Here is a 21,084-nt window from a genome sequence, read left to right on the forward strand (position 1 = left end):
TGTTATTCCTGATCAATACCTAACATTTTTTTCAACTGGGTTAGTTGAGCCACTTCACCTTTTTTAGCCGCATCTTGAATTGCACGGGTAGGCGCGTGCATTAAGCGGTTGGTTAATTTGTTGGCCAACTCTAATATAATTTTTTCTGCATCTTTACCTGTATTTAGCTGACTTACAGCACGCTCTACAAGTTCTGACTTAATTGTTTGTACGTCGTTTCGGTAATGGCGAATTAAATCCACCGAATCGAGTGAACGAATCCACATTTCAAATTCTTTAACGCGTTCGCTTATTATTATTTGTGCTTGCTCTGCTGCTTGCTCACGAGCCGCCATATTCTCGCTCACAATAGCTTGTAAGTCATCTACGGAATATAAATAGGCCGCATCAAGCTCGCCTACTTGGCTTTCAATATCACGAGGTACCGCAATATCAATAAATAGCATAGGTTTATGGCGTCGTTGTTTAAGTGCTTGCTCAACCACCCCTTTACCAATAATTGGTAGGGTACTGGCTGTAGAGCTAATAACAATATCGGCTTTATGTAAGCGCTCTGGTAACTGCGCTAAGGCAATTACATCCGCCGACACCTCTTGTGCAAGGCCGCGCGCTCGCTCAATCGTTCTGTTAGCAACCGTAATTTGCTGAGGCTCATTTTGGTATAAATGCTTGGCTACCAGCTCAATTGTTTCACCAGCACCAATTAATAACACATTGGTTTTATCAAGCTTGCCATAAATATGTTTAGCTAAATTTACTGCGGCAAATGCGACCGATACCGCACTGGCACCAATATCGGTGTCAGTACGAACTTGTTTAGCAACTGAAAAGGTTTTTTGAAAAAGTCGGTCAAAAATCACACCAACGGCATCATGAGTCTTAGCGCTGTTATAGGCTTGTTTTATTTGCCCTAATATTTGCGGCTCGCCTAATACCAGCGAATCTAGCCCGCACGCTACACGCATTAAATGATTAATTGCGCCTTCGCCTTGGTGGCAATATATATTTTTGCTCAGTTCTTGTTCATCCAAACCATGGAAACTGGCAAGCCAGCCCAACAGTGTTTGGGAATTTGTCTGAGCAAGGCTACAATAGATTTCAGTTCGGTTACAGGTAGACACAATAACGGCTTCGTTAAAGTCGGCATGACCGCTTAATTGCTGGAGCGCCTCAGACATTTGCTCAGGCGAAAAAGCCACTTTTTCACGTAATTCTACGGATGCGGTTTTGTGATTTATACCAAGTGCTATGATGGTCATATGTGCCAAATATTGCTGCGCCCTACTTTAAAGGCGGCAATTTTATCAAAAATCAGCGGAATATGGAAAGTAAGGAACAACATTTGATTCGACATTATTTAATTTTATTCACTCTTTTTTTGTTTTTAGGGGGCTGCGCCCACCAAATTGATACAAAAACAACGCTTTACGATGATTGGAAACCACGCTTAGCAGCTCAAAATACGTGGCAAGCACAAGGTAAACTTGCTTTTATAAGCCCTGAAGAGCGCCAATCTGCAAACTTAAATTGGCAGCAAGACGAAAAACAAAACAACTTAGTGCTCACCACATTTATTGGTACACGTATTTTATCACTTAAGCAAACTGCAACGGGTGCAGAGCTTGAATACGACGATAAAACTTACACCGACACTAATGCGGCCTTACTACTGGCACGTTTAACTGGCTTTAGTTTACCTGTAGACAACGCAGATAACTGGTTAAAAGGGACATTAGAGTCGCAAACATTAAAAGTAGACGAACTTGGCCGAGCACAACAAGTTATTTGGTTTGATAACAGTAATAAAAAGTGGCAAATAAATTACGCTAACTATAAACAGCAAGCTGGTTTTTGGGTACCAGGTAATGTAACGCTAAAACACCAACACATTAAAATTAAAATTCAACTCTACAATTGGCAATTTAATTAAGTATGAATACTAAAACTGCTTTTTCGGTTATTGCGCCGGCAAAACTCAACTTATTTTTACATATAAATGCACGCCGTAAAGATGGCTATCATGAACTAGAAACCTTATTTACTTTTTTAAATTTTGGCGACACGCTCGACTTTTCTCTTGATGAAAATAACCAAATTTTAATTACAGGTGATACAAAAGGTATAGCAGATACCGACAACCTCATTTATAAAGCCGCCTTATTACTGCAAAAACACACAAATATATCGTTAGGTGCAAAAATAAATTTAACTAAACGCTTACCAATGGGTGGCGGTGTTGGGGGCGGTTCGTCAGATGCCGCAACGACTTTATTAGCACTAAATAAATTGTGGAACACACAACTAAGTATTGAGCAATTAGCAGGAATTGGTCTGCAATTAGGGGCCGACGTTCCGGTGTTTATTCGTGGCAGAAGTGCCATTGCGCAGGGTATTGGCGAGCAACTAGTCGATGTAGAGCTTGAGCAAAAATGGTATTGCGTTGTTCACCCAAATCAACACGTAAGCACCGCACAAATTTTTACCCATCCTGATTTAAAACGCGATACACCTAAAATTTCAGGCGATTGGCGAGCCCATAAATTAACTAACGATTGTGAGCCTTTAGTTAAAAAGCTCTGCCCCGAGGTTGAAAAAACCCTGCAGTGGTTGCTAAAATACGCCCCGTCGAAGATGACCGGAACAGGTTCATGTTGTTTTGTCGAATTTGCTAGTCAAGTTCAAGCACAAGATGTACTTGATAAACTCCCCCATACTTGGCAGGGTTTTGTTGCTTCTAGCACAAATGTCTCACCTGCTCATACGGAGCTTGCCGCCATATTCGATCAATGAAGTAACGTACAAGTAATCATAAGTTAACTCGCCGTGGTATTTACCATTGCCTGTTAGTCCAAAAATTCAGTGCCTGAGGAACCCTACCGTGCCTGACATGAAGCTCTTCGCTGGTAACGCAACACCTGAGTTAGCTCAAAAAGTTGCAAAACGTTTGTATATTGAATTAGGCGATGCTGTTGTTGGCCGTTTTAGCGACGGTGAGATCAGTGTTCAAATAAATGAAAATGTTCGTGGCTCGGATGTTTTTATCTTGCAATCAACCTGTGCCCCTACTAACGATAACCTAATGGAACTTATCGTTATGGTTGATGCGCTACGTCGTGCATCTGCAGGTCGTATTACTGCCGTCATTCCTTATTTTGGTTATGCACGTCAAGACCGTCGAGTACGTTCTGCCCGTGTACCAATTACTGCTAAAGTTGTTGCCGATTTCTTATCAAGTGTAGGTGTTGACCGCGTTCTTACGGTTGATTTACACGCAGAGCAAATCCAAGGTTTCTTTGATGTACCAGTAGATAACGTATTTGGTAGCCCTGTACTACTTGAAGATATGGAAGAGCGTGAGTTTGAAGACGTTGTTATTGTATCGCCAGACATTGGTGGTGTAGTACGTGCCCGTGCTATTGCAAAATTACTTAACGACACAGACCTAGCTATTATTGATAAACGTCGCCCACAAGCAAACGTTTCTCAAGTAATGCATATTATTGGTGATGTAGAAGGCCGCGATTGTATTATCGTAGATGATATGATTGATACCGGCGGTACCTTATGTAAAGCCGCAGAAGCACTTAAAGAACACGGTGCTAAACGCGTATTTGCTTATGCAACGCATCCAATTTTATCGGGTAAAGCAGCTGAGAACATTCGTAACTCAGTAATTGACGAAGTAATTGTTACCGACTCAATTCCGTTATCGGATGAATTAAAAGCGCTTGATAAAGTAAAAGTACTTACGCTTGCTGACATGCTAGCCGAAACCATTCGCCGCATTAGCAACGAAGAATCTATCTCAGCGATGTTTGAACACTAAAATCAAACATACGTTGAACATATAAGCGCCTTTTGGCGCTTTTTTTGTAAGCGATGTTTATTTTACCAAGGGGTGGTGTTATGATAGCGCGCCTTTTGGGTAGGGACCTTGGTCGCAAAGGCCCTAACACTTTTAATTTATTGGAGACATTATGTCTAACGAAACTTATACTTACAACGCTGAACTTCGCGTAGAAACTGGTACTGGTGCGAGCCGCCGCCTACGTCGCGAAGACAAAGTACCTGCAATCCTTTACGGTGCAGATAAAGAAGCAGTATCGCTTACTCTTGCTCATAAAGACATGATCAAAGCACAAGAAAGCGAAGGTTTTTACACGCACATTCTTACGCTAAACATTGGCGGCGAGTCTGTTGAAGCTATCTTAAAAGATATCCAACGTCACCCGTTCAAGCCTAAGCTTACTCACCTTGATTTCCAACGTGTAGATGCAACTCATAAACTAGTAACTAAAGTTCCTCTTCACTTCATCGGTGAAGAAGTAGTAACTAAAGCTGGCGCAACTGTTGTTCACCAGTTAACTGAAGTTGAGATTTCTTGTCTTCCTAAAGCACTTCCAGAGTTCGTTGAAGTTAACGTTTCTAAATTAGTAGTTGGTGATTCAGTTCACATTTCTGACCTTGAACTTCCTTCAGGTGTTCAGTCTGTTGAACTAGGTAAAGGCGAAGGCCATGACCTGTCAGTAGTTACTATTAAAGCTAACAAAGCAGCTCCAGCTGAAGAAGAAGCTTCAGACGCTGCTGAATAATATTTAAGGTCTTGCACCTTGAATTCTATTCAAATGCTTGTGGGCCTGGCTAATCCAGGCCCCGAATACGCAAACACACGCCACAATGCAGGTGCATGGTTCATTGAAGAACTAGCTGCACGTTATAACTGCACTCTAAAACACGATCCTAAATATCACGGCCTTACGGGCAAAGTGATCATCCAAGGCCAAGAATTCAAATTATTGATCCCCACTACTTACATGAACTTAAGTGGTAAAGCGGTCGGTAGTTTAGCTAATTTTTTCAAAATCCCCGTGGAAAACATACTCGTTGCCCATGACGAAATGGATTTAGACCCAGGCGTTGCCAAGCTTAAAAAAGGCGGCGGACATGGCGGTCATAATGGTTTAAAAGACATTATTGCAAAAATGGCAAATCAAAAAGACTTTATGCGTTTACGCATAGGTATAGGTCATCCAGGGCATCGTGAAATGGTTACCGGTTGGGTGCTTGGAAAAGCAGCCAAAGAAGACCAAGAAAAAATGGATGCAGCAGTTGATGAAGCAGTCCGCTGTATGGAAATACTTGCAAAAGATGGTGTGTTAAAAGCACAAAACAGACTACATTCTTTTAAACCATAATCGTTTAAACGAATCTTAACAAGGTATCTTACTATGGGTTTTAAATGTGGCATCGTTGGCTTGCCTAATGTTGGTAAATCAACGCTTTTTAATGCACTAACTAAAGCGGGTATTGAAGCCGCTAACTTTCCTTTTTGTACCATCGAGCCTAACACAGGTGTAGTGCCGGTACCTGATCCTCGCCTAGACGAGCTTGCTAAAATTGTAAATCCTCAACGTATCCTACCTACCAGTATGGAATTTGTTGATATTGCAGGTTTAGTAAAAGGTGCATCGAAAGGTGAAGGCTTAGGAAACCAGTTTTTAGCAAATATTCGTGAAACGGATGCAATTGGCCATGTAGTTCGCTGTTTTGAAGACGAAAACGTAATTCATGTTGCAGGAACAATCGACCCTGCTGACGATATTGACGTTATCAATACTGAATTAGTACTTGCCGATATGGACAGCGCAGATAAAGCGATTTTCCGTAACGCTAAAAAAGCAAAAGGCGGCGATAAAGACGCTAAAGAGCAAAATGCAGTACTTGAAAAAGTAAAAGTACATTTAGACGAAGGCCTAACACTTCGTTCTTTAGAGCTTACTAAAGAAGAAAAAGCAGCAATTAGCTCAATTAACTTCTTAACTATTAAGCCAACTATGTACATTGCTAACGTTGCTGAAGATGGTTTTGAAAATAATCCACACCTTGATCGTGTGCGCGCTATTGCAGAATCAGAAGATGCTGTAGTCATTCCAGTGTGTGCTGCAATCGAATCTGAGCTTTCTGAACTAGATGAAGAAGACAAGCTTGAGTTTATGGCAGACCTTGGGTTAGACGAGCCAGGCCTTAACCGTGTTATTCGTGGTGGTTACGAGCTACTACATTTACAAACCTACTTCACTGCAGGTGTAAAAGAAGTACGCGCGTGGACTATTCCAGTTGGTGCAACTGGGCCACAAGCGGCTGGTAAAATTCACACCGACTTTGAGCGTGGCTTTATTCGCGCACAAACCATTGCCTACGACGACTACATTGCCTTTAATGGCGAAGGTGGCGCTAAGGAAGCGGGTAAAATGCGTCAAGAAGGTAAAGAGTACATTGTTAAAGACGGCGATGTAATGAACTTCTTGTTCAACGTATAATTACGTTTAAACGCTGTGTTTATAAAAGCCCGCTTAATGCGGGTTTTTTTATGCCTATAACCAGTTAATACCAATTCGCTTAATTAATTGCTCTATTCTGAGGGCGGAAAAACATTTTAACGTAGGTAGCACATGTTTAGCCCCGCAAAATGATTAACTCTTATTGCAAATTTTAATCCCAAAAATAAACGGCCTTAATCGCCTTTGGCTTTTTATACTAATTAGCGAAGTTAACTATTTTATTTTGACGTGAAAAATACACATCAGTAATTAGGCAATTGCCCTACCTGCTAACTGCGTGCTGTGATTAATCAGTAATTTTTAACGCAACGAGTACAGGTTTTGCCTTTTAAAATGAATCCATAGCCCGGTTGTTTAGTACCATATGTTCATACACTAGCTAAAATACGCAACAAACTAAGCTTTTATATAGTTAAATCACAAAGCGACAGTTGAAACACTAAGCAGTTTTTATATTAACGGTTTTAAGTTGTTATTACTTAGTGTACTTTGGCAGTTGATTTATAGTTAAAAAAACAGCAATTTTATTAAAATTTAGCCTCTTAGCTTAATTTTCCTGCAAACAAACCCTGTTAAGTGTTTTTTTGCAAAAAAGGTGTTGACGGATTTGGGTCATATCAGCATAATACGCCCCGCACTCAGCGATGAAGTGATAACAAAAGAGATGGCTAAGTAGCTCAGCTGGTTAGAGCACATCACTCATAATGATGGGGTCACAGGTTCAAATCCCGTCTTAGCCACCATTTTTCTTTTGTTGCTCAATGAAGAGTTTAAAATAACTACCTTTTCTTTGATTATTCAAAGTGAAAATGCGGGAGTGGCGGAATTGGTAGACGCGCTGGATTTAGGTTCCAGTAACTTAGGTTGTGAGAGTTCAAGTCTCTCCTTCCGCACCATGTTCTGATATGAACTAAACTATCAATTGTTTTCTGTTGGGATATCGCCAAGCGGTAAGGCACCAGGTTTTGATCCTGGCATTCCCAGGTTCAAATCCTGGTATCCCAGCCAACAATGGCTAAGTAGCTCAGCTGGTTAGAGCACATCACTCATAATGATGGGGTCACAGGTTCAAATCCCGTCTTAGCCACCATTTCTTTTTTAGAAGTGGCTCTGCAAGAGTTAAATTGCAGCTCAATGAAGAGTTTAAAATAACTACCAGTGTTTATTAAACACAAAAAATGCGGGAGTGGCGGAATTGGTAGACGCGCTGGATTTAGGTTCCAGTATCTTAGGATGTGAGAGTTCAAGTCTCTCCTTCCGCACCATGTTCTTGATAAGAACTAAAACTATCAATTAATTCTTTGTTGGGATATCGCCAAGCGGTAAGGCACCAGGTTTTGATCCTGGCATTCCCAGGTTCAAATCCTGGTATCCCAGCCAACTTCTTCTACCAAAGAAACGTTGCATAAAGAATTGCTCTGTTAAGAGTTTAAATATAAACAATGTATGCGGGAGTGGCGGAATTGGTAGACGCGCTGGATTTAGGTTCCAGTATCTTAGGATGTGAGAGTTCAAGTCTCTCCTTCCGCACCATGTTCTTGATAAGAACTAAAACTATCAAATAATTCTTTGTTGGGATATCGCCAAGCGGTAAGGCACCAGGTTTTGATCCTGGCATTCCCAGGTTCAAATCCTGGTATCCCAGCCAACTACTTCTATCATAGAAAGTTGCATAAAGAATAAGAACTGCGGGAGTGGCGGAATTGGTAGACGCGCTGGATTTAGGTTCCAGTATCTTAGGATGTGAGAGTTCAAGTCTCTCCTTCCGCACCATGTTCTTGATAAGAACTAAAACTATCAATTAATTCTTTGTTGGGATATCGCCAAGCGGTAAGGCACCAGGTTTTGATCCTGGCATTCCCAGGTTCAAATCCTGGTATCCCAGCCAACTACTTCTATCATAGAAAGTTGCATAAAGAATAAGAACTGCGGGAGTGGCGGAATTGGTAGACGCGCTGGATTTAGGTTCCAGTATCTTAGGATGTGAGAGTTCAAGTCTCTCCTTCCGCACCATGTTCTTAATTAGAACTAAAACTCATCCAAATTTAAAGTTGGGATATCGCCAAGCGGTAAGGCACCAGGTTTTGATCCTGGCATTCCCAGGTTCAAATCCTGGTATCCCAGCCACTTTCTTAGATTATTCTGTACTTCTCCTCGTTAGCATATTTATGTATAAACTCATTAACGTTTACTGGCTTGCTAAAATAATACCCTTGTAAATAATCGCAATTCATTGATGTAAGCGTTTGTTTAAGATCCTTATCTTCTATGCCTTCAGCAACCACTTTACAATTAAGACGTGTAGCTAAAAATAAAGTCGACTCAACAATCGCGTAATCTGCAATTTGTGTCAGCATATCTTTAATAAACGACTGATCAATTTTTATTTGGCTAACAGGCAGCTCTCTGAGTAACACCAACGAAGAAAACCCTGTTCCAAAATCATCTACGCTAAATTCAAACCCTCTACTGTTTAATTTTTGCATCATGGAGCGCGCAGCTTCAAGGTTAGTCATCATCGCGCATTCTGTAATTTCAAATATAATAAAATCACTTAAACTAGGGTCGTTAGTGACCAACTCTTCTACAAAGTCATAAAATTCAGGACTCTCTAAATCCTTAGTAGACAAATTAACGTGTATTGAGCCTATAAACCCTGCCGCTTTGAGTTGCGCTAAATGCTTAATTGTTTCAAGTAATACCCATTTAGAAATATTAAGTATCAGCCCGCTTTGCTCTGCAATCCCAATAAATACGTCGGGACTAATAAAAGAGCCGTCACTTTGCGGCCAACGAATTAAAGCCTCGGCCCCGTGAACTTCATCGGCTCGTGCATCAAATATTGGTTGTAGATAAAGCTCAAACTCCTGGTTTTTAATTGCATGTTTAATTTTAGAGGTCATATTTGCCAGTTCATTTGCTCTGGTACTCAGTGCTTCAAAATAATGCACACACAATTGATTTGTCTCTTTAGCCTCCCCTAGCGCTAAATCAGCTTGTTTAAGTAGTTCGTTAGCATGTGCCGAATTATTAGCATACGTAGCTACACCAAGCGTTACATTTACCCTCAGGCTATGCTCATATATATGAAAAGGCTGCTTGGTTGATTTTTTAATAGCTTGAGTACACAAATTAATTGCATCGTGAGTACAAGTATCAATAATAAGTGCGAACTCATCTCCGCCTAAACGGTAAAGCTTGGCAATGCCAACTATATTGTGGCTTAGTGTTTTCGCGAAAATAGTAAGCAGCATATCGCCGACTTTATTACCGTAAGAATCATTAATAGACTTAAACCTATTTAAATCTATGAGCATTAAGCAAAACGAAGTTTCATACTTAACCTGCTTATGAAGTACCTGGAAAAATTTTTTACGATTGGGGAGCCCTGTTAAACTGTCGTTTTCGGCAAGGGTAAGTTGACGCTTAGCAAATCGATCTATTTTTAAAATGCTTTTGTAGCTAAGTTGAATAACCAAATAAACAAACGTCCCCCCGCCAAATAAAATAAGTGACACACTTGTTGATATAAAGCCCGCAATATCGTTATTTACAAAATAATAAAGGATGTACCAATAGCCCACTATAAAGCTAAAAATAAGAGCTAATAATAAAATCCACGATACGCGGTTAGTTTTTTTACAGATTTTTATAGTAGGAACTATGCTAAGCGTAAGTAAAACAACACCCACTATCAGCATAAAGACAAAAAGATTATCCACAAACACACAACTTTTTATTGGTAAGTAGTTTGAGTATGGCAAATAAATGTAATAACGAAATAAATTATTAACAACAAATGAGGGAGGGAGCTTAACGTTAGCAAACTGCAGAGGCTATTTGACTCAACAAGATAAAACCGTGTGCTGAGCCAAATTAACAAGTGGGAATTTAGCCAAGCTCCCCGCTAATTGCATATTTTAACACCCAGTTTTTAACCGGCCCAGTTTTATTGGCCATTTTTAAAAACTGACTGCGCGCCCACTTAAGGGGTGCTACCTGATTAGAAAAGCCAAAGTAACACGCGTCCATCATGCTCATCATTAACAAATTAGCTTTACGGCGGCTTCGCTCGTACTCGTTAAGTTTAAGTGGGCAACCAATATCGTCGGCATTTTCAAGCACCTGTGCAAGTGCTGCAACATCCTGAAAACCTAAATTAACACCCTGCCCCGCAAGCGGATTAATAGTATGTGCGGCATCCCCTACAAGTACTAAACGCCCTTGCGAGTAAATATTTGCATGCTGGCGCGTTAGCGGAAATACTGCATGGCTTTGTACTTCAAAGTTGCCAGCAAGAGGTGGAAACTTACTGAGCACCTGCGCTTTAATTTGCGCAGAGTTTAATCCCTTAACGCTTTGTAAAGTGGCGGCATCGTCATACCAAATTAAATTAGCGTAAGGTGCCTGCATGGGTAAAAACGCCAAAGGCCCCGTTGGTGTAAACTGCTGCCACGTTTTAACCTGCTGGGGTGCATCAAGCTTTATAAGCACGCCCATGCACTGCTGCTGATACTGCCAGCCAGTTACGCCAATGTTAGCTTTTGTGCGTAATTGCGACTGTCCGCCATCGGCTGCAATCACTAAATCGGCGCTATAGCGCTCTTGCCCATAAATCAGCGTTATCGAGTCAGCACTTTGTTCAATTGCACTAACCGGTGCCGACTGTTCAATAACCTCAATGTTGTAATGAGCAAACTGCTGCCAAAGGCTTGCTTGTATTAAGTTGTTTTCAATTAAATGGCCTAAATGCGAGGTATTTATGTCGGCGCAATCAAATAATAGATTATCGCCGCCACGCTCAAATGCCTCTAACTGCTGATATGGCGCTAAGCGACTTTGCCTTAAAATAGGCATGGCGCCTAATTCATCGAGTAAGTTTTCTGAAAAACGATTAATAGCCGATACACGAATATCTACCTTATCACTTGCTAAAATATCGGCTGCGTTAATTAGATTTTTTTCGATTATGCGTACCGATTTACCTTGCTGTGCAAGCTTTATTGCCATGGCTGCGCCAACCATGCCACCACCCACAACGATTGCTTTATTTTGAGTCATGTTTTTCATCATTTGGTTATTACGTGAATCTATTTTGATTGTACCGTAACTCGCTGGTTTTGTGCGAGAGTATATAACTATCATGCTATTAAACTGGCTGTGTATTGATTTGAGATCACAAACATGAAAACTATACTTGGATCTGGGCGGGTATCCAGCTAAAATACGCGTCCTTTAAGTGAGCAACCTTGCTCCTTAATCCCGTTTTAAGCACATTTTTGTGCCACTACCGAATTGAACACGAGGCTATATTTCAATGAGCAAAAAGCTGCATATCAAAACTTGGGGTTGTCAGATGAACGAGTACGACTCTCAGAAGATGGCTGATCTTTTAGATGCAACCAACGGCTACCAGCTAACGGAAGAAGCAGCAGACGCCGATGTAATCTTACTTAACACCTGTTCAATTCGTGAAAAAGCGCAAGAAAAAGTATTTCACCAATTAGGCCGTTGGAAGTTATTAAAAGACGACAAGCCCGATTTAATAATTGGTGTAGGTGGCTGTGTTGCCTCACAAGAAGGTGACTCTATTCGCCAACGTGCACCATTTGTAGATGTCATATTTGGCCCGCAAACGCTGCACCGTTTACCAGAAATGATTAAACAAGTGCAAGGCGACAAAGGCTCATCGGTTGTTGATATTTCATTCCCAGAGATTGAAAAGTTTGACCGTTTACCAGAGCCAAAAGCAGAAGGCCCGTCTGCGTTTGTATCTATTATGGAAGGCTGCTCTAAGTACTGTACTTTTTGTGTTGTACCTTACACCCGTGGTGAAGAAGTTAGCCGCCCATTAGATGACGTACTATTAGAGGTTGCTCAACTTGCCGAGCAAGGCGTACGTGAAGTAAATCTATTAGGTCAAAACGTAAATGCATACCGCGGTGATACGCACGATGGCGAAATTTGTTACTTCTCTGATTTAATTCGTTACGTAGCAGCGATTGACGGCATAGACCGTATTCGTTACACCACATCGCACCCAGTAGAATTTACGCCAGATATAATCGACGCCTACGCAGATGTACCAGAGCTTGTTGATCACTTACACCTACCAGTGCAAAGTGGCTCAGACCGCGTTCTTAATTTAATGAAACGTGGCCACACAGCACTTGAGTACAAATCAACAATACGTAAACTGCGTAAAATTCGCCCTAACTTAAGTATGTCGTCAGATTTCATTATTGGTTTCCCAGGTGAGAGCAAAATGGACTTTGAAGCCACTATGAACCTAATTAACGATATTGGGTTTGATATGAGCTTTAGCTTTATTTACAGTGCGCGCCCAGGTACACCTGCAGCCGACTTACCAGATGACGTATCTGAGCAAGAGAAAAAAGAGCGCTTATACTTACTACAAAATCGTATTACACAAATGGCACAGCAAATTAGCCGCCAAATGTTTGATACCGAGCAACGTATATTAGTAGAAGGGCCTTCTAAAAAGAACCCTATGGAATTACGTGGCCGTACCGAAAACAACCGTGTAGTTAACTTTGTTGGCCCACACACGGTGATCGGCCAGTTTGTAGATGTACGTATTACCGAAGCACTACCAAACTCTTTACGCGGCGATTTAATTCGTACAGAATCAGAAATGAACTTACGTCGTGATATTGCGCCTTCAGCTATTTTAACAAAAGCCGCAAGCGTTGAGCCAAAAATAGAATCAACTAACGAAATTGGCGTAGCTACTTTCGTACCTTAGTTGCATAAATTCATTGCGCCAGTATCGATTACTGGCGCACCCGAATAGGAAGTAATTTTGAGTAATCAGTTAAAAACGTTAGAGATTTATTTAGAACCTGCCGATCACAAACGCCTTTCTTCTTTATGTGGCCCGTTTGACGAAAACATCAAACAAATTGAGCGCCGCCTAGGTGTTGAAATAATCCACCGCGACAACTTTTTTAAAGTAACAGGTAAACTGCATTCAAGCGCAGCTGCAGTCGAGATTTTAAAAAATCTTTATGTTGATACTCAACCTGTTCGTGGCGAAATTGGTGAAATAGAACCCGACAACGTACATTTAGCCATTACCGAATCAAAAGCCTTAGAGCAAGAAGTGCCGCAAAGCGCTTACGGCAAAGAAATGTTTATTAAAACTCGCCGTGGCGTAATTAAACCGCGTAACGACAACCAAGGTTTGTATGTCGCTAACATTTTACATCACGATATTACCTTTGGTATTGGCCCCGCTGGTACAGGTAAAACCTACCTTGCAGTTGCCGCTGCGGTAGATGCCCTTGAGCGCCAAGAAATACGCCGTATATTGCTAACCCGCCCAGCGGTAGAAGCGGGCGAAAAGCTTGGCTTTTTACCAGGCGATTTAAGCCAAAAGGTAGACCCATACCTGCGCCCTCTTTACGACGCGTTATTTGAAATGCTTGGGTTTGAAAAAGTTGAAAAACTAATAGAAAAACACATTATTGAAATTGCCCCACTTGCTTACATGCGTGGCCGTACACTAAACGATGCGTTTATTATTTTAGATGAAAGCCAAAATACCACTGCCGAGCAAATGAAAATGTTTTTAACCCGTATTGGCTTTAATTCAAAAGCCGTTATTACGGGCGATATAACGCAAGTTGATTTACCACGCGGTGCACGTTCAGGCCTTCGCCACGCCATAGAAGTATTGCAAGATGTTGAAGAAATTAGCTTTAACTTTTTCCAATCGCACGACATAGTTCGCCACCCTGTTGTTGGCCGTATTGTAGAAGCCTACGAGCGTAACGATGAAAGCGAGCGACTTAAACGCATAGAAAAGCAAAAAGCCAAAGAGCAGCTTGCCGCTCAACAATCGCCTTCTACTAAAGAGTAATACCGTGAGCACCGAACTTGATTTACAAATAGCGTGTGAGTTTAACAACCTGCCAAGCGAAGAGCAGTTTGCACTGTGGGCAGATAAAGCCCTTAGCCAATACCGTGATGAGTCTGAGCTCAGCATTGTAATAAGCGACGAAGCGCAATCACGACAGCTAAATAACGACTACCGTGGTAAAAATAAACCAACCAATGTGTTGTCGTTCGAATTTGAAGCCCCTCCTGGCATAGACCTGCCATTAGTGGGCGATTTAATAATTTGCCCTGCCATTGTATTGGCAGAAGCAATTGAGCAAGAAAAGTCATTTCATGACCACTTTGCCCATATGGTTATTCACGGATGCTTGCATTTGCTTGGATTTGACCATATAAAGAGTGAGGACGCTTTTGAGATGGAAAGCATAGAAAAGCAATTACTTGCAGAGCTAAACATAGCTGACCCATACCGGGACGAACTTTAAATTAACGGAGCATTTAGACGCAATGAGCGACGATAACTCGCAATCTAGCCAGGGTTCTTCTGGCAAAACGTGGATGGGCCGCATAGCCCAAATGTTGCAAGGGGAACCCCAGAATAGAGAAGAGCTGGTTGAAGTAATTGCCGACGCGCAAGAGCGCGACGTAATAGACCCAGAAACCAAAGAAATGATCGAAGGTGTGCTTGGCGTATCCAAGCTTAAAGTGCGCGACATAATGATCCCGCGCTCACAAATGGTCACGCTTGAGGTCGACAGCCCCCTAGAAGATTTGATCCCAATGATGGTCGACTCTACCCACTCGCGTTTCCCTGTGGTGTGTGAAGACAAAGACCACGTAGAAGGTATTTTGCTCGCAAAAGACTTACTACCGCTTATTTTAAATAAAGATGAGCACCTGCCATCACTGCGTGAATATTTACGCCCAGCTATGGTTGTGCCAGAGAGTAAACGCGTAGACACCCTACTTAACGAGTTTCGCCAACAGCGCTACCACATGGCTATTGTTATTGACGAATACGGCGGTGTGTCGGGCCTGGTAACCATTGAAGATATTCTTGAAATAATCGTTGGCGAAATCGAAGATGAGCATGACGAAGAAGAAGATCAACAAGATATTCGCCAGCTTGCTAAGCACGTATACGTTGTACAAGCGCTCACCCCAGTAGATGACTTTAACGAGTACTTTAAAACGGGTTACAGCACCGACGAAGCCGATACCATTGGCGGCACGGTACTGCACGCATTTGGCCACATGCCAAGTCGCGGCGAAACAATCGAAATAGACGACTATCAGTTTAAAGTTACAAACTCCGATAACCGTCGTATTTTACAACTGCAAGTCACCGTTCCTAAGGTTGATGATAACGACAGTGAAGAAACTACTAACTAAACTCACCCTGTTAGTAAAAGATAAAAAAGTATGGCTCGCACTTGTTGCGGGCCTTATTTTAACTTTTGGCTACGCCCCTTACCAAATTTGGCCCATCGCATTTTTTAGCATTGCCGCCATTATTTTTTTTATTAACCCAAACAACACCGGCAAAGCACACGCTAAAACCGCCGCTAAATATGGCTTTATATTTGGTTTAGGCTGGTTTGGTGCAGGTATAAGCTGGGTGCATGTGTCTATTGCCACCTTTGGCGGCATGCCGCTTATTGCCTCGTTATCGCTAATGGCCTTGCTATGCTCATATTTAGCCCTGTTCCCAGCGCTTGCGTTTTGGGCAACCACTCGCTTTGCAAGCGGCCCTAAGAGCTTTGGCGCATTACTTATAGCAACGTTTGCAATGAGTGAATATTTACGCGGTGTAGTACTTACCGGTTTCCCGTGGCTAAGTTTTGGTTATACACAAACCGATGGTCCGCTTAGAATACTTGCCCCCTATATTGGCGAATTTGGCTTAACACTTAGCTGCGTAGCCGTTGGTTTTGCCCTGTATCGCTTAACCCAAAAAGACATAAAAACCCCGCTTATCACCACTGCGGCCTTAGCACTACTTATTGTGGGTGCTTTAAATACGGGTACTAACCGCTACTCTGGCAAAGAAATGTCAACGCTGCTTGTTCAAGGTAATATAAAGCAACACCTTCGCTTTGAGCCCAGTGAGTTTTGGACCACCATGAGCAAATACCAAGACCTAACCCGCCCACACTGGGATGCTGATCTCGTGGTATGGCCTGAAGCCGCAGTGCCCGAAATAGAAATGCTCGCCGATTCTTACTTAGCCAATTTAGACAGCGCCGCCTCGTTTAATAAAACGGCCTTAGTTACCGGTATAGTTGACTACCAGCTCGACACTAAAACCATTTACAACACCTTGATTGTGGTAGGTAATAAAGAGCGCAACGACGAACACGGCCACTACCGCTACTTAGATAAAAACCGCTATCGTAAGCATCAGTTGTTACCGATCGGCGAGTTTGTGCCATTTCAGGATATTCTGCGCCCAATAGCGCCACTGTTTGACTTACCTATGTCATCGTTTACCCGTGGCGATAGAGTACAAAACAACTTACGCGCCAATGGCTTTAACCTGCTACCCGCTATTTGCTACGAAATAGTATTTGCCGATTTAGTACGCGGTAATTACAAAAGTGACTCAGACTTACTCTTTACCGTAAGTAACGACGCGTGGTTTGGCGACTCAATTGGGCCATTACAACACATGCAAATAGCCCGCATGCGCGCACTAGAACTACAACGTCCGCTAGTACGCGTTACCAACAATGGTGTAAGCGCCGTATACGACCCAATAAGCCACACACAACAAACCATGCCACAGTTTGAAGCTGCGACCATGAAAGCCGATATAAAACTTATACAAGGCGACAGCGTGTACAGCCAATACGGCAATGCATTTGTATGGGGATTTGTGGTGTTGCTGGGGATTAGTGGATTTGGAGTTAGGTTTAGGAAATAAAATAGAGTTGATAGCTGTCAGTTGTCAGCTATCAGTTTTTATATTGCCAAGGATTTAGCTGACCTCAAATATCTGGATAGCTTCTTATCCATGAATCCGTACACCCTCTTTCAATGTAAATCTCTATCGTTTTCTTTATAAGTTGAGCTGTCATATCCATTAGTGCGGTGGTCCCCCCAAAAATTGCATTTTTCTCATAGATATAATGACTTTCAATAAATGTACATCGATATTTTTCTATCAAGGTTAATGAGAGATCATATGAAAACTTGTGTTTTATTGAACTTGGTAACGCATTAAATAGATGCACCAGATCATGTGCACTCTCTTTCTTATTGAGGACCTTTGAATTAAATTGGTATTTTTCGTTTAATAAACCGTTATTGCTCACTACTTTGCAGTTAAAGCTTTTAAATAATATCTCCAAGGCTAACGCAGCGTTAGCAATTGAAATACTAATAGAGTGAGTCCACATAAGCTCCGATGACTTTAAATATAAATATGATGTTTCTATCATATGGGGCGCTAAAATCCATTCATACTTGTCATCGCTCATAGCATTTCCTTTCAAATATTATTTTCAATTTTTTATACTTAATAAAAGTAGACATCTAATTACTAAGTAGTTTCCTAATACCATAATACCAGCTAAGCGCTGCGACTGTGCCATGAGTTTCATTTTCAAAGTAGCGTTGATTTATAAATAGATTATCGCTTGGGTGCGCTTTTAACTTTTTAGCAAACGCTAAACCCCATTGGTAATTTGTTTCACCAATTTCGCCAAACGCTTTAGCGTTATTTGCAAAGGTAAAATACACATTGCCGTTAAGCGGCTTATTTATTAGTTGCTTCTCATCAAAATAACGGTTTAGGTAGTTATTATCCCACAGGTAGGTTGCATCAATAATTAAGTAATCTGTAAATAGCGCATGGTTGGAAAGCAATACATAGCTGGCAAACAAGCCACCAAAAGACTCGCCAATTAATACGCGTTTGGTTGATGTGCGGTAATTTTTATTAATCAGTGGAATGAGTTCTTTTTCAAAAAAGGCGCTGTAGTTTACAGCGTTGCCAATATTTTCAAACTTTTCTAGGAGTTTACCGTTAAATGTCCAATCAACATTGGTTGGGGTAAAGTCGCGTTCTCTTATCGCATTTTTACTATTTGGAATGGCGACTATAATTGCTTGCTGTATTTGCTGCTCTAGCCGATCCGTACTAAGTGCCTCTACTAGCCCGGCTACGGCTTTTAGATGTGTGTGGTCACCATCGAGCAAGTAAATAACTGGGTATACCTGATTGGAGCTTTGATTGTAGCTTGGCGGTAAATAAACGCTAAAGCTGCGTTGTTCACCTAAAATAACGGATTTAAGCTGATGCGCTTTTGCTAACACAATATTTTCTGACGCGTAAGAAACCGTAATAAAATACAGATTAATAAATACAATTAATAAAGCTTTCATAACCATCCTTGTAGTAAGAGCAAAATTAACTTTTTACAGTCTCTTCTACCGTTTGCACATTTACAACTTGATTCACACTGCCCTGAATAACCACAGTTGCTGATATTTTATCTTGAATAGCTTGCCTGTTTGGGTCCCAATACACTTGTAAAAAGCCTAATAAACCCGTGGCAAAACCGGCGCCATAGCCGCCGTATCGTCCAAAGCAATCAAGCATGCCTAATGGCTCACCGCTTAGTGCTACTACGCGAATATTACATACTTTTTTACCTGGGGTTTGTCCGCGCCATAATAATGAGAACAACGTAAAGTATACGGCGGCCCAACCAAAACCAAGGCCTAGGTCTTGAATAATGCCTTTGCCCCACTGCAAAATGCTGGTGACAGGTTTGCTTTTCTCGCTTTTAGTGTCTGCTTTTTCAGTTATATTGCTTTCATCTGAAGCTTCGCCCGAAATGCTCTTTAGCTCTGTACCATTATTTTCAAAATCATCTGCCGCTATAGGCTCATCATCAATAGCCATTAACTCCAATAACGTGCGCGTAACTTCAATCCCTCCAACGTCATCAATTTCAGCAAGCGCTGGTAATTGGCTAACTAAATTAGCACGCGCAACGCTTTGGCAAGCATCATCGCAGTTTTTATCATCGTCTGTTTGCGCTAAATACGTGCGTATTATTGATTTGTCATGCTCACTTAACTCATCGTTTTGCTGCGTATTTTCTATTTGTATACCTTGAATAGCGTTATCGTCTTCAAAAAAATCTATTGCTAATGAGAGCACGGTGAGTGCGCTTACAAATAAAAAGCTCGCTGCAAAAAGTTTTAAGGCTCTGCGCCAAAACGATGACATTTTTGGCAGGTATTGCTGCGCAGTGCCTTTATAAAAAGCCATGGCAGCTACAAATGCAATTAAGGTAGCGCTTAGCTTAGCGGCCATAAATATCAAAGCGACATCAATAGTCATCGCCATTGCACGTTTAATGGGGGTAGCTAAAGGTATGCCTAATAATGCTTGGTCAATTTTAAAGGCGTACGGGGTGATCACGTCTTTGGTTTCAGAGTCTGATAATGCTAATTGTTCTATTTCTTTGGCTTTCATTTTATATTTGTTTTTGAAATGGGTAACCCATTTAACTTACGCGCTTTTTATTTTTAGCTCAAGTTAAAGCTATTGATTTACATGCATAAAAAAGGCTGCATAAATGCAGCCCTTCAAAATAGTTTATTTATAACAATTAGGCAGTTGGATAATCGGTATAACCTTGCTCTGCGCCACCAAATAGCGTGTCTGGGTTGTGGCTATTAAGCGGTTTACCTTGCTCAAGCCTTGCTGGTAAATCTGGGTTTGAAACAAACGGGCGGCCAAAGCCAATCATGTCGGCCCAACCTTGTGCAAGGGCTTCATCGGCGCGCTCTTTGGTGTATTTACCAGCGTAAATTAAAACGCCGCTGTACGCTTTACGAATGGCCTGTTTAAACTCCACACTCATTAAAGGTGCATCATCCCAGTCGGCTTCAGCAATATGCATATAACCTACGCCAGCATCATTTAGTGCGTGTGCCACGGCCAAATATGTTTGCTCTGGGTTATCGTCAACAGTACCGTTAAGCGTAGTAAGTGGCGCAAGTCTTACGCCTACTTTTTTACTGCCAATTTCATCGCTTACTGCATTGACTACTTCAACTAAAAAGCGCAACCGGTTTTGTACATTGCCACCATATTCATCAGTACGCGCATTTGATTGCGAGTCTAAAAATTGGTTAATTAAATACCCGTTAGCCGCGTGAAGCTCTATACCATCAAAGCCTGCGTCTACTGCATTTTTAGCTGCTTGGCGAAATTCTGCTAGTACATTTTCAATATCTTGCTTGCTCATCTCACGCGGTAACTGAGTATCTACAAAGCCAGGCTCGCCGTTAGTATCTACAAATACTTTTACGTCTTTTGCGGCAATAGCCGATGCTGATATTGGCTGCACACCGCCTGTGTTATCGCTGTGCGTTACTCGGCCTACATGCCAAAGCTGAGCAAACATAACGCCACCAGCGTTATGTACTTTATTAGTTACTTTACTCCAGCCTGCTACTTGCTCGTTTGAGTAAATACCCGGTGTCCAAGCGTAACCTTTACCAAGCTCACTAATTTGTGTGCCTTCGCTAACTATTAACCCAGCACTTGCGCGTTGTGCGTAGTAAGTGGCCATTAAATCGTTTGCTATATCGCCGGGCTGCGTTGAGCGCGATCGTGTCATTGGTGGCATAACAATGCGGTTTTTTAATGTTTTACCAGCAAGTTCTATTGGTGAAAAAAGTAATGTCATAATGCCTCCTAAGTTTGATGGCGCTCATAGTAACGCGTTTAAATAAATTCAAAAACAACAAAAAATGCAAAATAGTTTTGTCGAATTTGCAATAAAAAACGAACGATTACCAACCCTTCAAAATTATGCCTGTTTCCTTACAAGTACCTAGTAAAACTACATTCATTAAAAAA

The 21,084-nt window shown here is 41.6% G+C and carries 18 protein-coding genes and 12 tRNA genes; 23 read left to right on the forward strand and 7 right to left on the reverse strand.

From position 1 onward, the window contains the following. Window positions 1-2: 2 nt before the first annotated feature. Entirely contained in the window at window positions 3-1,259 is a 1,257-nt protein-coding gene (gene hemA / locus PESP_RS11405; RefSeq protein ID WP_174694386.1) for a glutamyl-tRNA reductase, read from the reverse strand. Window positions 1,260-1,342: 83 nt separating this feature from the next. On the opposite strand from hemA, the gene lolB reads away from it, so the two are divergent. The 18 genes from lolB to PESP_RS11495 all read left to right on the forward strand — a co-directional run bounded on the left by lolB (window position 1,343) and on the right by PESP_RS11495 (window position 8,468). Next, window positions 1,343-1,930 (forward strand): lipoprotein insertase outer membrane protein LolB, encoded by a 588-nt coding sequence (gene lolB, locus PESP_RS11410; protein WP_089348130.1) that lies wholly within the window; start codon window positions 1,343-1,345, stop codon window positions 1,928-1,930. A gap of 2 nt (window positions 1,931-1,932) precedes the next feature. Further along, window positions 1,933-2,790 (forward strand): 4-(cytidine 5'-diphospho)-2-C-methyl-D-erythritol kinase, encoded by an 858-nt coding sequence (gene ispE / locus PESP_RS11415; RefSeq protein ID WP_089348131.1) that lies wholly within the window; start codon window positions 1,933-1,935, stop codon window positions 2,788-2,790. 88 nt (window positions 2,791-2,878) lie between these two features. Beyond that, window positions 2,879-3,826 carry a ribose-phosphate pyrophosphokinase gene (locus PESP_RS11420; protein ID WP_089348132.1) on the forward strand — a complete coding sequence of 316 codons (948 nt, stop codon included), beginning with the start codon at window positions 2,879-2,881 and terminating at the stop codon, window positions 3,824-3,826. Window positions 3,827-3,977: 151 nt separating this feature from the next. After that, window positions 3,978-4,592 (forward strand): 50S ribosomal protein L25/general stress protein Ctc, encoded by a 615-nt coding sequence (locus PESP_RS11425; protein WP_089348133.1) that lies wholly within the window; start codon window positions 3,978-3,980, stop codon window positions 4,590-4,592. Window positions 4,593-4,610: 18 nt separating this feature from the next. Next, entirely contained in the window at window positions 4,611-5,195 is a 585-nt protein-coding gene (gene pth, locus PESP_RS11430) for an aminoacyl-tRNA hydrolase (RefSeq protein ID WP_024033868.1), read from the forward strand. 33 nt (window positions 5,196-5,228) lie between these two features. After that, window positions 5,229-6,320: a redox-regulated ATPase YchF gene (gene ychF, locus PESP_RS11435; protein ID WP_089348134.1), complete on the forward strand. Its 1,092-nt coding sequence runs from the start codon at window positions 5,229-5,231 to the stop codon at window positions 6,318-6,320. 687 nt (window positions 6,321-7,007) lie between these two features. Beyond that, a tRNA-Met gene (locus PESP_RS11440) sits at window positions 7,008-7,084 on the forward strand. A gap of 68 nt (window positions 7,085-7,152) precedes the next feature. Next, a tRNA-Leu gene (locus PESP_RS11445) sits at window positions 7,153-7,237 on the forward strand. Window positions 7,238-7,274: 37 nt separating this feature from the next. Further along, window positions 7,275-7,349: transfer RNA gene (locus tag PESP_RS11450), tRNA-Gln, on the forward strand. Between the two features lie 5 nt (window positions 7,350-7,354). After that, window positions 7,355-7,431: transfer RNA gene (locus PESP_RS11455), tRNA-Met, on the forward strand. Window positions 7,432-7,521: 90 nt separating this feature from the next. After that, window positions 7,522-7,606 (forward strand) — tRNA-Leu (locus PESP_RS11460). Window positions 7,607-7,646: 40 nt separating this feature from the next. Beyond that, window positions 7,647-7,721: transfer RNA gene (locus PESP_RS11465), tRNA-Gln, on the forward strand. Between the two features lie 68 nt (window positions 7,722-7,789). Further along, a tRNA-Leu gene (locus PESP_RS11470) sits at window positions 7,790-7,874 on the forward strand. A 40-nt stretch (window positions 7,875-7,914) separates the two neighbouring features. Next, window positions 7,915-7,989: transfer RNA gene (locus PESP_RS11475), tRNA-Gln, on the forward strand. A 40-nt stretch (window positions 7,990-8,029) separates the two neighbouring features. Next, a tRNA-Leu gene (locus PESP_RS11480) sits at window positions 8,030-8,114 on the forward strand. A 40-nt stretch (window positions 8,115-8,154) separates the two neighbouring features. Next, a tRNA-Gln gene (locus PESP_RS11485) sits at window positions 8,155-8,229 on the forward strand. 40 nt (window positions 8,230-8,269) lie between these two features. Further along, window positions 8,270-8,354 (forward strand) — tRNA-Leu (locus PESP_RS11490). Window positions 8,355-8,393: 39 nt separating this feature from the next. Further along, a tRNA-Gln gene (locus tag PESP_RS11495) sits at window positions 8,394-8,468 on the forward strand. 5 nt (window positions 8,469-8,473) lie between these two features. On the opposite strand, the gene PESP_RS11500 is transcribed toward PESP_RS11495, so the two are convergent. Together PESP_RS11500 and PESP_RS11505 are read right to left on the reverse strand one after the other, a co-directional pair. Continuing rightward, complete coding sequence (locus tag PESP_RS11500) at window positions 8,474-10,063, reverse strand: putative bifunctional diguanylate cyclase/phosphodiesterase (protein ID WP_089348135.1); 1,590 nt, start codon at window positions 10,061-10,063, stop codon at window positions 8,474-8,476. 169 nt (window positions 10,064-10,232) lie between these two features. Next, window positions 10,233-11,414: an FAD-dependent monooxygenase gene (locus PESP_RS11505; RefSeq protein WP_089349161.1), complete on the reverse strand. Its 1,182-nt coding sequence runs from the start codon at window positions 11,412-11,414 to the stop codon at window positions 10,233-10,235. A 244-nt stretch (window positions 11,415-11,658) separates the two neighbouring features. Between PESP_RS11505 and miaB the strand changes: the two genes are divergently transcribed. Genes miaB through lnt form a run of 5 tightly spaced genes read left to right on the forward strand, consistent with a single transcriptional unit; the run spans window position 11,659 to window position 17,124 of the window. Then, on the forward strand, window positions 11,659-13,107 hold the full coding sequence (gene miaB / locus PESP_RS11510; RefSeq protein WP_089348136.1) for a tRNA (N6-isopentenyl adenosine(37)-C2)-methylthiotransferase MiaB: 1,449 nt from the start codon (window positions 11,659-11,661) through the stop codon (window positions 13,105-13,107). A gap of 57 nt (window positions 13,108-13,164) precedes the next feature. Next, on the forward strand, window positions 13,165-14,223 hold the full coding sequence (locus tag PESP_RS11515; RefSeq protein ID WP_089348137.1) for a PhoH family protein: 1,059 nt from the start codon (window positions 13,165-13,167) through the stop codon (window positions 14,221-14,223). 4 nt (window positions 14,224-14,227) lie between these two features. Beyond that, the gene (ybeY, locus tag PESP_RS11520) at window positions 14,228-14,686 is read left to right on the forward strand and encodes an rRNA maturation RNase YbeY (protein WP_089348138.1); all 459 of its coding nucleotides are present in this window, start codon (window positions 14,228-14,230) and stop codon (window positions 14,684-14,686) included. A gap of 22 nt (window positions 14,687-14,708) precedes the next feature. Then, entirely contained in the window at window positions 14,709-15,593 is an 885-nt protein-coding gene (gene corC / locus PESP_RS11525; protein ID WP_089348139.1) for a CNNM family magnesium/cobalt transport protein CorC, read from the forward strand. After that, window positions 15,574-17,124 carry an apolipoprotein N-acyltransferase gene (lnt, locus tag PESP_RS11530; protein WP_174694387.1) on the forward strand — a complete coding sequence of 517 codons (1,551 nt, stop codon included), beginning with the start codon at window positions 15,574-15,576 and terminating at the stop codon, window positions 17,122-17,124. The genes corC and lnt overlap by 20 nt, the downstream gene beginning before the upstream one ends. 64 nt (window positions 17,125-17,188) lie before the next feature. Here the strand turns inward: lnt and PESP_RS11535 are convergent, their stop codons facing one another. The 4 genes from PESP_RS11535 to PESP_RS11550 form a co-directional block, all read right to left on the reverse strand. Further along, entirely contained in the window at window positions 17,189-17,680 is a 492-nt protein-coding gene (locus tag PESP_RS11535; protein ID WP_089348141.1) for a hypothetical protein, read from the reverse strand. Between the two features lie 55 nt (window positions 17,681-17,735). After that, a complete protein-coding gene (locus tag PESP_RS11540; protein ID WP_089348142.1) occupies window positions 17,736-18,587 on the reverse strand; it encodes an alpha/beta hydrolase in 852 nt (283 codons plus the stop codon). 25 nt (window positions 18,588-18,612) lie between these two features. Beyond that, the gene (locus tag PESP_RS11545) at window positions 18,613-19,689 is read right to left on the reverse strand and encodes an RDD family protein (protein ID WP_089348143.1); all 1,077 of its coding nucleotides are present in this window, start codon (window positions 19,687-19,689) and stop codon (window positions 18,613-18,615) included. 136 nt (window positions 19,690-19,825) lie between these two features. Further along, window positions 19,826-20,911, reverse strand: coding sequence for an alkene reductase (locus PESP_RS11550; RefSeq protein WP_089348144.1), 1,086 nt, complete (start codon window positions 20,909-20,911; stop codon window positions 19,826-19,828). Window positions 20,912-21,084: the final 173 nt, after the last annotated feature.

The sequence above is a fragment of the Pseudoalteromonas espejiana DSM 9414 genome, from assembly GCF_002221525.1.
GTDB classification, from domain to species: Bacteria; Pseudomonadota; Gammaproteobacteria; order Enterobacterales; family Alteromonadaceae; genus Pseudoalteromonas; species Pseudoalteromonas espejiana.

Bases quoted from the DNA above. Each gene is read 5' to 3' on its own strand.
- PESP_RS11545 (WP_089348143.1), bottom strand. From the start codon at position 19,689: ATGAAAGCCAAAGAAATAGAACAATTAGCATTATCAGACTCTGAAACC.
- PESP_RS11505 (WP_089349161.1), bottom strand. From the start codon at position 11,414: ATGATGAAAAACATGACTCAAAATAAAGCAATCGTTGTGGGTGGTGGC.
- hemA (WP_174694386.1), bottom strand. From the start codon at position 1,259: ATGACCATCATAGCACTTGGTATAAATCACAAAACCGCATCCGTAGAA.
- PESP_RS11540 (WP_089348142.1), bottom strand. From the start codon at position 18,587: ATGAAAGCTTTATTAATTGTATTTATTAATCTGTATTTTATTACGGTT.
- corC (WP_089348139.1), top strand. From the start codon at position 14,709: ATGAGCGACGATAACTCGCAATCTAGCCAGGGTTCTTCTGGCAAAACG.
- PESP_RS11425 (WP_089348133.1), top strand. From the start codon at position 3,978: ATGTCTAACGAAACTTATACTTACAACGCTGAACTTCGCGTAGAAACT.
- ychF (WP_089348134.1), top strand. From the start codon at position 5,229: ATGGGTTTTAAATGTGGCATCGTTGGCTTGCCTAATGTTGGTAAATCA.
- ispE (WP_089348131.1), top strand. From the start codon at position 1,933: ATGAATACTAAAACTGCTTTTTCGGTTATTGCGCCGGCAAAACTCAAC.
- miaB (WP_089348136.1), top strand. From the start codon at position 11,659: ATGAGCAAAAAGCTGCATATCAAAACTTGGGGTTGTCAGATGAACGAG.
- PESP_RS11550 (WP_089348144.1), bottom strand. From the start codon at position 20,911: ATGACATTACTTTTTTCACCAATAGAACTTGCTGGTAAAACATTAAAA.
- PESP_RS11535 (WP_089348141.1), bottom strand. From the start codon at position 17,680: ATGAGCGATGACAAGTATGAATGGATTTTAGCGCCCCATATGATAGAA.